The sequence below is a fragment of the Candidatus Defluviilinea gracilis genome, assembly GCA_016716235.1.
In the GTDB taxonomy this organism is placed as follows: domain Bacteria; phylum Chloroflexota; class Anaerolineae; order Anaerolineales; family Villigracilaceae; genus Defluviilinea; species Defluviilinea gracilis.
In genome coordinates this window covers 383882-398093 of the sequence record JADJWS010000003.1, presented here as the reverse complement: position 1 = coordinate 398093, position 14212 = coordinate 383882, and the positions used below count along the sequence as shown (strand labels likewise).

Here is a 14212-nt window from a genome sequence, read left to right as displayed (position 1 = left end):
ACGATGCTTGCGCCTGTTTTACATATTCTGCCGCTTGCCACGATCGTGCGCGAACGCCTCTTGCCGGTGGCTGGCAAGGTGAACGCGCATTTGAACCAGCGCGTGAGCCCTACGGATGTGATCGCCGAGGCGAACTTCGCGCGCGAACATGCGCTGATCGATGTGGCGCGAACGTTCAATGTGCCGGCGAAACTTGCCGACCGCATGATCAAGGTGAACGAACGCGACCGCGTGGCGCAAGGCGCATTGGTTGCCGAAAGCGGCGGGATGTTCTCGCGCAGTATTCGCGCGCCTCGCGCTGGGCGCGTGATGGTGGCGGGCGGGGGGCAGATTCTGATGGAAGTGGGCGATGCGAAGATCGAACTCCGCGCGGGTTTGCCCGGCGTGGTGACGCAGATCATCCCTGAAAAGGGCGTTGTGATTCGCACGGCGGGCGCGCTCATTCAGGGAGTGTGGGGGAACGGACGGATCGACAACGGCTCGATGATCAGCCTGATCGAAAAGCCCGATGATGTTTTGACCGCCGACCGACTCGATGTGAGCGTGCGCGGTTCGGTGATCCTCGGCGGGCATGTGCGCGACGCCGACACTCTGCGCGCGGCGGCAGATGTGCCCGTGCGCGGGCTTGTCCTCTCGAGCATGTATTCTTCGCTGTTGCAATTGGCGTATCAAATGAAATACCCCATCCTTGTTCTGGATGGGTTCGGCGCCATGCCGATGAACTCGGCGGCATTTAAGTTGCTCACCACGAACGATAAACGCGACGCCACAGTGAACGCGGAGCATTTTGATCGGTATAACGGCAACCGCCCCGAGGTGATCATCCCATTGCCGGTGACCAACGAACCCGAGGAGCCGAATTCATACGATACATTCGCGGTGGGGCAAACTGTGCGTATGAAGCGCCAGCCTCACGCGGGAATGATCGGGTCGATTGCGAACTTGCGCCCGGGGTTGAGCGAACTTGCCAGCGGTTTGCGCGCGGCGGCGGCGGATGTGCGCCTGGAGAATGGCGAGACCGTGATCGCGCCTTTGGTAAATCTTGAAGTTGTGGGATAATATTTAAAATTCGTCTGAGGCAAAACGAACGTTAGCCGAATGACGATGACTTGCATAGGAGAATGAACGATGTCCACATTCAACGAAACCTCAATCGATTACGACGACGAGAATCCGCCGGAGGAATCCAATAACCGCACGTTCCTGTTTGCCGCGGGCGGGTTGGGTCTGCTGGTGTTGCTTGCCTTGCTGTGTCTCGGCGCGTATGTATGGTACTCGTTGAATAATAACCAATCCGCTTCGCAGACGGCGTTGGCGGAACAAACGCGCCAAGCCGCGACGATCCAGGCTGGGTTGACTCAGACCGGGGTAGCCAACGCGCTGACCGCCACCGCCGGCGCGACCGCCACCCTGCCTCCCACCAATACGCCGGTTATCGCTCAGGCGACCAATACCGCCGGAACGCCGGGCGCCGCCACTGCCACCCCCGGCGGGCCTACCTTCACCCCCAGCGGGCCCACCTTCACCCCGAACGTCCCCGCCACGGCAACAGTGGGCGCGGCGTTCACGCAGATCGCCAATACCACCCAGACCGTCATTCCCACCTCGACCGCCTTACCCAACACCGGCTTCGCCGATGAAGTGGGTATCCCCAGTTTGTTCTTCGCCGCGCTCGCGCTGGTGGTTGTGATCTTTTTGGCGAGAAGGTTAAGAGCCGCGCCGGGGAGATAAAGTTCTTATTCAGGGCTTACGCAGAATGAGTATTTTGTCCGCTAATCTACGCCAATCCCCGCGAATTTTCAAAGGAATAGCGAAAGCTCGCGAAGAGTAGTGGATAAATCTTGGGTTTTGCGTAAGTCCTATTATTGAGATGCACAGACCCTAAAGGTATTCATCCTTTAGGGTCTGTGTTTTTCATCGAAGTTGTCAGACAGATTCTGTAGCCTGTTTTGTAGCCTGGGGTGTGGGACAATGATTCGCAAAACAAAAACTACTACCCTGTGGCAAGGGGGAACGTGACCAATGAACCCAACCCAACCCAACCCAACCCAACCCAACCCAACCCAACCCAACCATGAAAGGGACATTAAGCGCCCGCGAATTTGAGGTATTGGAATTGACTGCACATGGGCGCAACGCTCGCGAGATCGCATTCGTTCTTGGAATTGAGGAATGTACAGTCCGCTTTCACATCAAAAATATCCTCAGTAAACTCAAGGTAAGGAACTGTGCCGCGGCTGTGTACCTTGCCTTAAAAAATGGATGGATCGCGTAGCCCTAGCTCCTATTGCTTCAAAGCAATAGGTACTTGAAAAGACTATCAATTTAGATAGTTGTATTTGCGCTTGGTTTTTGGTACGCTGTTCATTGACAAAGACAGGAAAATTTTGATACTGGCAACTTCCATATTCAGGAGGATTCTATGCGAACTCACTTAAGTACAAAAAAGAAGATGCAAAGCGATCATTTTCGCCTCAGAAAAAGATTTCTGACAAATGTAGGTGTAGTTGTTCTCTTGATAATTGGGTTAGGGTTTTTATTTGTCCCTCAGAAAGCATACGGACAACAGCCAGAACCGATGAGTGATGGATTGCTTTATCTCCAGTCTGATGCTCCCGGCCGTTCCCAAATAACTCATAAATCAGAACCATTAGGCGATGAAGATTCTGAAATCGAAGACACCTTTATCCCAGCTGGTTGCGCGACTCTCGGCATGTACGCGTCCCCGCATGGACCGTGGCTGGCAATTGACATAACCTGCGAGGCAAGCGGGTTTGTGCAAGTAATTAATGTTGCGTCAGGCAAGGGTGTTGATTTAGATTTAAATCTAACCCAGGACAGTTCTTTTCTTAATTGGGCTCCAACTGGAAATGAAATTATCTTGAGAGACGGAAACCTGCCAAACTCCCGTGTCTACCAGATCCAAATCAATAGTGGCAAGCATCAGCAATTATCGGTTCCAGGCAATACATATGATATAGCCCTTTCAACGAATGGCAGGCGTATGATCTATTCCCTCACGCAGGGTTTGGGCTATGGCAGTGAAACCTGGATCGCAGACATTGACGGCGGGAATGCGCAGCGCATACTGGTAGAGCCAAATCATATCATCGCTTTTGCTCATTGGTCACCGTCTGAAAAAGAGATCGCCTATATTCGCATGCCCGATTCGAATATTCCGTTTACCATTGGCGAACTCTGGGTGATGGGAGGTGATGGAGAGAATCCTGCATTGTTAGGCTATGCAGACGCCGGACACGGTTACCGACCCGCATGGTCACCGGATAGCCAACAAATTGCTTTTGTTGTGCGAGAACAAAATGGCGAGGAAATCGATTCAACAGGTTATGACGCCGATTATATTGCCGATAAGTTGATTAGCAATATCTATATCGCTGATCTACGAGATCGAAAAATCTTGAAGATGACTCGGTTTGAAGGAGCATTGACTGAAACCCCGGTCTGGTCACCCGATGGAGAATATCTTGCCTTCAACACGACAGCAGGCGGTAGTGGAATGGATATATGGGTTCTTGATATGCTTAATAACAAGCTGAATCAAGTGACTCATGGCGCGAATGCTCGCCACCCAGCCTGGTTGTCTGTTCCGTAGTCAGGGTAAAAGAAAATGTGGTGGAAAAGATCTGTTTTGAAAGCAATAGTGTCGTTACTCGCCTTATTCCCCGTTCTATTGGCTTGTCAACCGGGTGAGGTGTCTACGCCCTCAGAAACAGCAACGCAACATCTCCAAGCGGCAACCTTGATATCACCCTCTCCAATTGCAGAAACACCTATTGTCACTTTGACTGCTAAAGTATTGCCTACGCTCACCACCACAAATACTCCACAACAAGATGAGACGACTCCTGTAGAACGATTATGGTTCAGTGTAGCGGCAGGTGGAGCAGTTTCACGCCCTGATTGGGTAATTGCATTTGCTAATTCCGATGGAACGGGCTTGGAAATGCCCACTCTTTTTGAGCCTTATCGTTCAATTGGAAATGCTGGTAGAAACTTGGCTTGGTCTCCGGATGGTCGGTATCTAGCATTTGATGGCGCAAACGAAACATATTCATGCAATATCCCGGTAGGCACGGATTGTTTTAAGACAAATTATGGAATTTCTATTGCAGACATGGAAAACTCTTTAATTACCAATCACTTGGAAGGCACGTTGACCAATCCTTCGTGGTCGCCTTATAGTCAATACATTGTCATTTCTAGGAAAGACCTTCAAGCCGACCCAAAAAATCTGGAAAGCGGGACTGGTTATTTATTCAGATATGATATAAAAACCAGACAAAGCCAGCAATTAACTAGCGGAACTTTAAGTGACATATACCCTGCCTGGTCTCCTGATGGCAACTGGATCGCTTTTCTTCGCTATACCTCAGATTTACCGCGCTGCGGACCCGTCCCTTCACTCATTTTAGATTGTAACCATGCCAGTCTATACCTCATTCATCCGGATGGGACAGGTTTGAAATTGCTAATTGATGATGTTCGTATTGAGGCAGGTGATGGTGGTGACCATCTTCCTTACAATGCCCCTGTTTGGTCTCCGGATGGCAATTGGCTTGCTGTGCTTGTTGGCAATGAACAATCAGATATCGCACTGGTCAATGTTGATAATAATGAGGTTAAATTATTAGTAGTCAATGAGGCGAAAGATTATTATCCTGCTTGGTCTCCCGATGGCAGTACCCTAGCATTTGTCAGTAATCGCGAGGGGAATCATGAAATATACCTAATCTCTGCTGATGGGACAAATCTGGTAAATCTTACACAAAATACGGTCAACGATTTTGCGCCCGTTTGGTCACCGAGTGGACGTTACATTGCCTTTTTATCAGATTATAAGCTTTTTGTGATGAATGCCGATGGAAGTGAGTTGGCAGAAATAATGGGTAAATATATATTTGCAGTTGGACGACCAACATGGTTATCTGTTCCGTAGGCAAACAAGATGTTGATCAACAAAGTAATAAGCAACAAGTCGAATTTATATACATTGCTGGCTTTAATGACGATCTTGGTTGCCTGCAAGCCAGTTAAAACATCCGCGCCGATAACACTAACCCAACAGGCTCCTACTGCAACTACGATTATATCTACGCTGACTGCGTCAACACCGACACCAACTATAGCTGTAACTGCACCCCCCACCTTAATACCCTCTGCTACTTCATTGTCTACCCCTGCAACTCCCTACCCTGAAGAATGGTTGGCATTTGTTGATCGAAAACCCACGGGGATTTTCCCGAATACCTTCATTTCTTTTATCCGCCATGATGGAAGCGGTTTGTTCCATCCTAAGATGTTCGAAAAGTTCTATGATATGGTCGAATATTCATTAGTCTGGTCGCCGGATGGGAAATACCTGTTGTTTGATTGGAGCGATTTTGGTCCAACGATGACCAGGAGACCAGCCATTCATGTGGCAGATCCACTACAAAAAAAAGTGACTCTGGTAGCTGCGAACAATGCCTGGGTCTTTCCATCCTGGTCACCTGACAGCGAATGGTTTGCTACTTCTCTCCTGACAACTGTAACGAATCAGGAAGGAAAGGAGCAGGATACTTACAACCTCTTTCGAGTGAATTCAAGTACATTCCAAAAAGACCGAATTACAACCAGCACATCCAGCGATCTATTTCCAAGCTGGTCACCTGATGGCAAGTGGATTGCATTCTTGCGATATACACCAGAGTCTATGACACCAAAACCGGGTACTGGCACAGAGTGTGGAAGGATTCCAGACCCTTCAGACTTTTATACAGGTTGTATCTATGCAGATCTTTATATCACTCGCAGAGATGGGAGCAATTCTGTGCTCTTGCTGAAATCCGTTTATATTCGCATGGATCGGGATCAAAGAGATAGTGTTTACAACAATCCCTCTTGGTCACCAGACAGCAAGTGGTTGGCAGTGTTGACCGGTAGTGAGCAGCCGGATATTACCTTGATAAACATCGAGACCGGAGAAACACGAGTGTTGGTATCAGACCCGGCGCTGGATATTTACCCTGTCTGGTCGCCCGACGGCAGTAGATTGGCATTTGTCAGCGACCGAGAAGGGAATGAAGAAATCTATCTGATTTCTCCTGATGGAAGCAACCTGGTCAATTTGACCAACAATGCTGGAAGCGATTTTAATCCAGTGTGGTCGCCTAGCGGGCGATATATTGCCTTTCTTTCCACTCGGGATGGATTGTTTTCCCTATACGTGATGAATGCCGATGGAAGTAACCAAACAAAAGCTTATGAAGGCTTGGTTTACACACGACCAACTTGGTTCCCTTTGATCGGTGTGGATTTGAAGAAATATTTCGGTTTTGGAAATGAATGATTTTCGTAATGGAGGCTAATGATGTTCAATACTTCTCAAAAAATTCGAAGGTTCTTAACGCATATCCTTTCACTTGTTTTGCTAACATCTTTAATCGTAGTCACACCTACACCAAAGAAGGTATCAGCATCCCAGGCAGAGTTACAGCAAGGTCAATTCGTAGTACCTTTCCTCTACCCGCCTTATCCTGGTGCTGTAACAGAGAACTCAATTTTTGATCATCACTTACCAACCTACGAGACAACTGATTTTACAATATTGTCTTATACAGGGCATGAAGCTACGGGTTCATGTACTGATAAAGTCTGTTATAGCGAGAGCCTCAACCGCTACCTTTCCTATGACGGCCATCCAGGGATTGACTACGGCGCTGACTACCTACCCGTATTTGCTTCTGCTGATGCTGATCAAGTTCTTTCCGCTGGATGGGATTCCCCCACAGACCATAGGGCAGGCTTAGGTTTATATGTTCGTCTTCACCACCCAAACAACTACGAGACATATTACGGGCACCTTAGTACCATTTCTGTGAGCAGTTGTACTTTCGCTGGTTGCGTTAACATCGCTCATGGCGAGGTGATAGGCATTAGCGGAAATACAGGCTCGTCGAGTGGACCTCATTTGCATTTCGAAGTTCATAATCCGGATCCCAGTAAAATAGAAAGTCGAAGGGTAATTGACCCTTACGGTTGGAATCCAAATCGTTCAGATCTCCCACCAAGTGATACTCAAAATGATCTTTGGACCGATACTTGGCGTTCTAATCCTAATCAATCATTGTGGCTGGACTATCCTGAAATCAGTAACACGAATTCGGTCTTATACGCCCTTAATGAAGGCAACCCGCTGACATACCCACTTTTCCCTGGCTCCAGCAATAGCACTCTCATCGATGATTATGGGCATATTCTTGCTGCGAATAATGGCCAGTTGCCTCCTGGTAGCTCGCCAAGCTTTACAGCCGATGCGTGTTGGACTATACCAAACGAAGATCCGTTAACAAGTATCGATCCTGCGTATTATGCTATCAATCAATATAAATTGCGTGCCCTGACGAACGCAGCAGAATGTTCAGCTACGTGGTCGCTACCAGCGGACCAACCCAGTGGAAACTATGCAATATACGTACATCTCCCGGGTACTACCAACAATCCAGTAGCGAATAGTGTGCCATACCGCATATATGCAGATGGAGATGAAGTAGCAAAGGTTCTTGTAAATCAAGGGGAAATTGAATCTTATCTTGAGTCTCAGGCTAGTAGCCCGGATTTTACAACGAATGCTGCCTGGCTCTATGTTGGCTCTTACTTCTTTGTTCAAGGGGAAGATAATTACATTAGCGTGAGCAACATTCCGGAAGAAACAATACAGGCTGGTGGAATAGTTATTGCTGACGCTGTTAAGTTTCTCTCAGTAGATTCCGGAAATATTGACATCGCGCTGATCATTGACAGTTCAGGTAGTATGGGGTCGAACGATCCGGGAAACAAACGCCTGCAAGCCTCGCGCTTTTTCGTCACAAGCGCGGCAATTCAAGGTGATTATGTTGGTATCGTGGATTTTGACAGTTCTGTTCGAGTCGCTACCAATCCACCGCTCCAGAAGTTGCACGAGAATAATACCAGTGTTATCGCGGCTATTAACACTATTAACTCGTCGGGTGGAACGAATATTGGCAATGGTGTCCAAAGTGGATGTGACATTCTCAATTTATCTGATCGCTCAGACTATAAAAAAGGCGCGATCCTCTTGACCGATGGCGTGGGCAGTTTCTCCAATCAAGATCAGTGCTTTAAGAGTAAGGGCTGGCCCATCTTCACATTTGGTTTTGGACAGGCGAATGATACACAACTGCAACAGATCGCTTTCAATACGGGAGGAAGATATAAGCGTGTAAGTAACTTGAACAGCCTGACCTGTGAATTTATTCGAGTTCGCTCCTTGATAGCGAATGTCGAGCCTCCACCTTGTCTTCCGTACAATGTACCTCAATTGGCTTCGATATTCTTCTCACAGACAGTCGCTCCTGGACAAGCACAAGCAACCTTCTCAACCGGTTGGCCCGGCAGTGATGTGGTGATGACATTAACATCTCCTTCCGGTCGTGTGATTGATAGAAATACGGTTGCGCCTGATGTAATTCATGAAAATGGGTCTACTTATGAGGTCTACACGATTGCAAATCCGGAAGCAGGTATTTGGCAGGTGAATTTGTATGGAGCGAATGTTCCAGCCGCAGGCGAGGAAGTTATTTTCGGATTTGCCAGTGTGCCCGCTCTAGAAGGTGGTTTCCCCTCCACCCCGGTTCTGGACGACTACAACCGTGCCAACGGCGCGATCGGGGGGAACTGGACAGGGAACCCCTCGAAATATGCGATCGCCTCCAACCAACTGCTGGTGACCTCCAACGACTCCAACTCGGATATCTACTTCAGCGGTCAAGCCTTCGGCGCGGACCAGGAAGCGTACATCACCTTTGCCAACATCCACGCAACGGCGGCAGAACAGGACTTGATCCTCAAAGCGCAAAGCAGTACCACGTGGGGAAGCGGCATGATCGAAGTGCTGTACGACGCCCCGAACCAGCGCGTCCAAGTCTGGACGTGGGAATGGCCCGCAGGCTGGGCACAGCACGGCGCGGATATCCCCGTCACCTTCGTCAATGGTGACACCTTCGGCGCGCGCGCCCTCGCTAATGGCAACGTGGAAGTGTACAAGAACGGTGAATTGTTGGGCGTGCGCGATGTGACAAGTTGGTCGTATTATGATCAAGGCGGCTACATCGGCTTGTGGTTCGTCGGCGCGAACGGCGCTCGGCTGGATGACTTCGGCGGCGGCACGCTTCCAAGCGGAATGCAGGCGCTGATGGCAGACGCGCCCGCGTCAACAAGTCAAACAGGCATGACCGCGGCGCAACGGAATGTGAAGACAAACTCCGCGTCTCCATTCTGGCAGGGCATTCCGCTGAAAACAAATCAAATCGCGAGCGTCACGTTTGCCAACCTGCAAGCCAGCGTCAAACCGCAGAGCAACGGGATATGGGGAGAGAACACCGTTCAAGTGTTGTACGATGTTCCCAACCAGCGCATACAAGTGTGGCGATATGATCCCGCCAAAGGCTGGACGCAGATCGGGAAGGATATCCCCACAAAGTTCACGGCGGGAGATGTCTTCACCGTCCGCGTTCTCTCTGGCGGCACGCTGGAAATCTCACGCAATGGAAAACTGCTTGCGAAACGCAAAGCCAGCCCATAAACTTCCCCTCGCAAAAAGACCTCCGTGTTTCACAGAGTTCAGGCGACAGTTGCACTGTCGCCTGTCTTGACGCACGATTTGCCGCGCAAATCGTGCGTCAAGAACTTGTTTTCGTGATCTATTGCATACAACAACTCGCAAAAAGACCTCCGTGTTTCATCGACACGGAGGTCTTGACTGTCACACCACGCTCTTCGCCACCTGTTCGCCATAACCAAGCAAGGATTTCACCATCGTTTGAGTCCGCCCTTCGGCATAGACTCGCAGAACGGGTTCCGTCCCTGACGGGCGAATCAACAACCACGAATCATCCGCCATGATGTATTTGACGCCGTCGCGTTGACTCACCTCGGTGACCTTCTCGCCTCCGATCTTAGTAGGAGCCTGATTCGTGAGGAATTCGGTCATCTCTTTTTTGGCGACGGGGCGGCTGAGGCGCAAGTCGGTCCGTTCGTAGAAGGCGGGACCGACATCCGCAAGTAAATCTTCCACCATGCCGTGTAATGTTTTCCCCGATTGCGCGATCACCTCCACCAACAACAGCCCCATGATGGGACCGTCGCCCTCGGGGATATGTCCCTTGAACGAGATGCCGCCCGATTCCTCGCCGCCGATGAGCACATCTTCCCGCAGCATGTGGTCAGCGATGTGGTTAAACCCAACGGGCGTTTCGAAAAGTTTCAAGCCGTAGCGTTTTGCAAGACGATCGATCATGCGCGTTGTGGAGACCGTGCGCACCACCGCGCCGCTCCAGCCGCGTTTTTCTACGAGATATTTCAACGATAAAGCCATAAGCTTGTGGGGATCAACAAACGCGCCGCGTTCGTCCATTGCGCCGATTCGGTCCGCGTCGCCGTCGGTCACTACGCCGAAGGTTCCCATCCCCGCGCTGATGGCGGAGGCGAGCGCGCCAAGATTTTTCGCGATCGGTTCCGGGTGAACTCCGCCAAAGCCGGGGTTCATCTCGCCGCGAATCTCAGAGATTTCACAACCTGTTCCCTGCAAAAATGACTTGATGACCCCGCGACCCGAGCCGAACATGGCATCCACAACAAACCGTTGTGGGTTGTCTGCGATGGCGTCTGTGTTGATCAATGTTCGCAAGTGATCGAAGTACGCGGGCAACGGGTTGAACTTTTGGATCAACTTCGCCTCGCGCGCTTTTTTGAAATCCATCAAGTTGGGTCCGCGCGCCTGTTCTTCGTTGTCGTTGATGTAGACTTCCACGCGGCGGCATTGTTCGGGCAGGGCAGAGCCGCCGAACGCTCCCTTGAGTTTGACCCCGTTATATCGAGGCGCGTTGTGCGAGGCGGTGATCATCACGCCCGCGATCGCGCGATTATGTTTTACCGCGTACGAGATCGCGGGCGTCGGCGAATCGGATTGGGCGAGCAGGACGGTGAACCCGTTGGCGGCGAGCACGCGGGCAACTTCCCCGGCGAAACGATCCGAGAGGAAGCGGGTGTCGAATCCCACCACGATCTTTTTTGGGTCGGGCATATGCTCGTCGTCCCCTCCCTTGTCCCAATGTTCTGAGTCAACGGCATCGGCGATGGCTTGCGCCACGATGCGCAAATTGTCGAATGTGAACGAGTCGGAGATCACGGCTCTCCAGCCGTCGGTTCCAAAATGAATAGGCATGAACATTCCTTTATGTGAAGTACAAAGTTGGCGAGCCGCCAAGAAAGCAATTTCTTCGCCCTCTTCGCGATACAAATTTCAAGGTGTTGAGGTTACGTCCGGCGTGGGCGAAGGTTGCCAATCGGCGATGGGCGTGGCGGTGACGAGCACCGCCTGGATCATCCAACCCTCCACGCGCGCATCGTTGACGGTGGCGAACACGCGCACCCAGATAACTCCTTTGACATCTTGAAAATCATTCGGCACGATGGTGACGGTCGCGCCGTTGCCCAGAGTTGCGATAACTTTCCCGCCCGGCTTTTCGCGGATGAACGCCCCGCCTCCTTCCGCCGCGCGAATTTGGGCAATGATGGGGGTGGGTTCGGCTGTGATAGTTGATGTCGATGTTTCAGTGGGCGGCAATGTGGATTGCGCGGTTGGGCGCGGCGTGCGTGAAGAAGTGATTGTGGGGACGCCCACGAACACTGTGGGTGCGGCAGGTTTGGTGGCGGAGTTCGTGGCTAGAGTGGACGGCGGCGGCGTGGGCGTGGAAGTCCGCTGGGTGAGTGGGGCAGGCAGGGGCGTGGACAGACCCGTCTGTAGTTTTATCCATTGATCGAAGCCGGTTAAAAATATCGTCGTCGCAAGAATCGTCGCAAGCGCGAATCCCGTCAGGGCTATGCCGCTAACGGTGGTGGGATAAAACCGTAAAAAGAAGAGGGTGACGAGGGCGAAGAATGTCGCCCAGGCAAAGTGAACGACGAAGACCAGCAAGCCTTGCGGCCAGAGTTCCGCGGCGGCGATTCCGCTCCCCAAACCGAAGCCCGCCGCGCAGAGCGGCGTGTACAACACGGATGAGATCAACGCACTGGGAAGGTAGGGCAATGTTTCGGAGCGCACGAAGGAGATGGTGAAAATGATCGAGCCGATGGTGAGGATGACGAAACTGGGCCACCATAAGCGGCTGAGCGTGAACGCTTCATTAAAGTTGAGCGGGCCGAAAATGCGCGAGGCGTATCCCGCGAGCAAGCCGCTTGCGAAAACGAGAAACGCGCTCAAGAGCAAGGCGGCAAACGTTTGCGCGAACAGTCGGAACGAGCCTGCGATGGCGGCGAGTGAAAGCCCGATCCATGGGGTAAGCACAGGGGCGACGAGGATGCCGAAGAAGATCAATGCCAGCGAGTTGACGAAGTATCCCACGCCGATGATCACGCCCGCCACAAGCGAGAAGACGAAGAGTTCATACGATGGATAAGCGCGGCGGGCAAGATGTTCAAACAACGCGGCGCGTTCCGCTTCATCCGATGGGAAGTAAGCTCGGCGTAAGGCGCGGCGGCGGCGGGCGCGCGCGGAGACAAATTCGGGTTCAGGTTGTGGTGTCGGTTCGTTGATTTCCATCGTGGCAATTATACAGGGATAAAAGCGCGAATGGGAACTGCGTCTCTGGGGTCTCTAGGAATCGTCGTGATCACGAACTCTTTGGACACGGATAACACGGTATCACACGGATTTTTATTGGATTTTATCCGTGATATTCCGCGAAATCCGTCCAATCTGTGTGCAGAATTACGGCAATTACCAAAGAATCCGTCTCTGTAAGATGAAGTGTGCCGCTTCATCGCGGGGGGATTGCCTACTTCTATTATTGACAGGTTTATCGCCTCGGGTATAATTCCCGCCGCACGTTTGGCTCCGTAGCTCAATTGGCAGAGCAGTTGACTCTTAATCAATTGGTTGAGGGTTCGAGTCCCCCCGGAGTCACAGAAATAAAGCCTCCCAATTGGGAGGCTTTTTGTTCGCCGCTTGTTTTGAGGTTTTATCCTTGTAAAAATCTCTTCGCTGTTTCTGCCAGCATCGCTGTGCCGATGGGCATGGCGCGTTCATCAATATCGAACTTGGGATGATGGAGCAGGTAGCCCTCATGCCCAGCCTTTTGCGTTCCGAGCGTGTACATTGCGCCGGGGGCGTGTTTCATGAATTCGCCGAAGTCCTCCGCGCCAAGGGTCTTTTGAAGTTCACTGACATTATCCGCGCCGAGCAGGTCTTTGCCAGTTTTTTCGATCATCTCCGAGACAAACTCATCGTTGATCATCGGCGGACCGCCCACGTCGTAGCCCAGTTCGTAGTCGCCGCCCAGCGCTTTGACAATGTCGAAGGCGCGTTTGATCTCGGCGTAAATTTGTTGATGCACAGCCTCATCCGTGAAGCGCAGTGTGCCAGTGATCTTCACTTCTTCGGGGATGACATTTTCCGCAAACCCGCCGTTGATCGAGCCGATGCTCACCACCGCAGGCTCGAACGGATTGATCCTGCGCGAAATGATCGCGTTTAATGCGATGATGACATGCGCCGTCAGATAAAACGGGTCAACGGTCTTGTCGGGATGCGCGCCGTGCCCGCCCTTGCCTTTGACGACCGCGTGCCACGAATCGACTCCGCCTGACGACGGTCCCGCGCTGATGCTGATCGTGCCGACGGGTCGAGTTGGGTCAACGTGTTGCGCGATGACATAATCCACGCCTTGCATCGCGCCTTCATCGGACATTCTCTGCGCGCCGCTTTTGCCTTCATTATCAACGGTCTCTTCGCAAGGCTGAAAAAGGAATCGCACACGCCCAGGTAATTTTTCTTTCGATAACAATAGCGCCGCGCCGAGAGCCATCGCGGTATGTGAATCGTGTCCGCAGGCGTGCATCGCGCCTTTGTTCTGCGAGACATATTCCGCGTCGTTCATCTCAAGGATGGGGAGCGCGTCCATATCCGCGCGGATGGCGATCATCTTGCCGCCCTCGCCGATCTCCGCAACAACGCCGGTCTTCCCCACATTGCGTTTGACTCGGTACCCCATCTTCTCCAACTCGTCGGCAACGATCTTCGACGTGCGATGTAACTCGAATCCGATCTCGGGGTGCATGTGGAAGTCGCGCCGCCATTCGATGAGTTCTTCTGATATTGCGTGTGATTGTTTGAGCATAATAATCTCCTAAC

10 protein-coding genes and 1 tRNA gene are annotated in these 14212 nt (G+C 51.6%); 8 read left to right on the top strand and 3 right to left on the bottom strand.

Going from position 1 to position 14212, the window contains the following annotated elements; translation table 11 throughout:
- Positions 1-3: 3 nt before the first annotated feature.
- The 7 genes from IPM31_15745 (at position 4) to IPM31_15715 (ending at position 9604) form a co-directional block, all read left to right on the top strand.
- The gene (locus IPM31_15745) at positions 4-1059 is read left to right on the top strand and encodes a hypothetical protein (GenBank protein ID MBK9008435.1); all 1056 of its coding nucleotides are present in this window, start codon (positions 4-6) and stop codon (positions 1057-1059) included.
- Between the two features lie 69 nt (positions 1060-1128).
- A complete protein-coding gene (locus tag IPM31_15740; GenBank protein ID MBK9008434.1) occupies positions 1129-1731 on the top strand; it encodes a hypothetical protein in 603 nt (200 codons plus the stop codon).
- A 343-nt stretch (positions 1732-2074) separates the two neighbouring features.
- Positions 2075-2275 (top strand): response regulator transcription factor, encoded by a 201-nt coding sequence (locus IPM31_15735; GenBank protein ID MBK9008433.1) that lies wholly within the window; start codon positions 2075-2077, stop codon positions 2273-2275.
- A gap of 147 nt (positions 2276-2422) precedes the next feature.
- Entirely contained in the window at positions 2423-3613 is a 1191-nt protein-coding gene (locus IPM31_15730) for a PD40 domain-containing protein (protein ID MBK9008432.1), read from the top strand.
- 15 nt (positions 3614-3628) lie between these two features.
- Complete coding sequence (locus tag IPM31_15725) at positions 3629-4957, top strand: PD40 domain-containing protein (GenBank protein MBK9008431.1); 1329 nt, start codon at positions 3629-3631, stop codon at positions 4955-4957.
- A 9-nt stretch (positions 4958-4966) separates the two neighbouring features.
- Positions 4967-6349: a PD40 domain-containing protein gene (locus IPM31_15720; GenBank protein ID MBK9008430.1), complete on the top strand. Its 1383-nt coding sequence runs from the start codon at positions 4967-4969 to the stop codon at positions 6347-6349.
- A gap of 18 nt (positions 6350-6367) precedes the next feature.
- Positions 6368-9604 (top strand): VWA domain-containing protein, encoded by a 3237-nt coding sequence (locus tag IPM31_15715; protein ID MBK9008429.1) that lies wholly within the window; start codon positions 6368-6370, stop codon positions 9602-9604.
- A 180-nt stretch (positions 9605-9784) separates the two neighbouring features.
- Here the strand turns inward: IPM31_15715 and IPM31_15710 are convergent, their stop codons facing one another.
- Positions 9785-11245 carry a phosphoglucomutase/phosphomannomutase family protein gene (locus tag IPM31_15710; protein ID MBK9008428.1) on the bottom strand — a complete coding sequence of 487 codons (1461 nt, stop codon included), beginning with the start codon at positions 11243-11245 and terminating at the stop codon, positions 9785-9787.
- A gap of 78 nt (positions 11246-11323) precedes the next feature.
- A complete protein-coding gene (locus IPM31_15705; GenBank protein ID MBK9008427.1) occupies positions 11324-12622 on the bottom strand; it encodes a DUF389 domain-containing protein in 1299 nt (432 codons plus the stop codon).
- Between the two features lie 290 nt (positions 12623-12912).
- Between IPM31_15705 and IPM31_15700 the strand changes: the two genes are divergently transcribed.
- A tRNA-Lys gene (locus tag IPM31_15700) sits at positions 12913-12985 on the top strand.
- A 55-nt stretch (positions 12986-13040) separates the two neighbouring features.
- Here the strand turns inward: IPM31_15700 and IPM31_15695 are convergent.
- Positions 13041-14198 carry an amidohydrolase gene (locus IPM31_15695; GenBank protein MBK9008426.1) on the bottom strand — a complete coding sequence of 386 codons (1158 nt, stop codon included), beginning with the start codon at positions 14196-14198 and terminating at the stop codon, positions 13041-13043.
- Between the last annotated feature and the right edge of the window lie 14 nt (positions 14199-14212).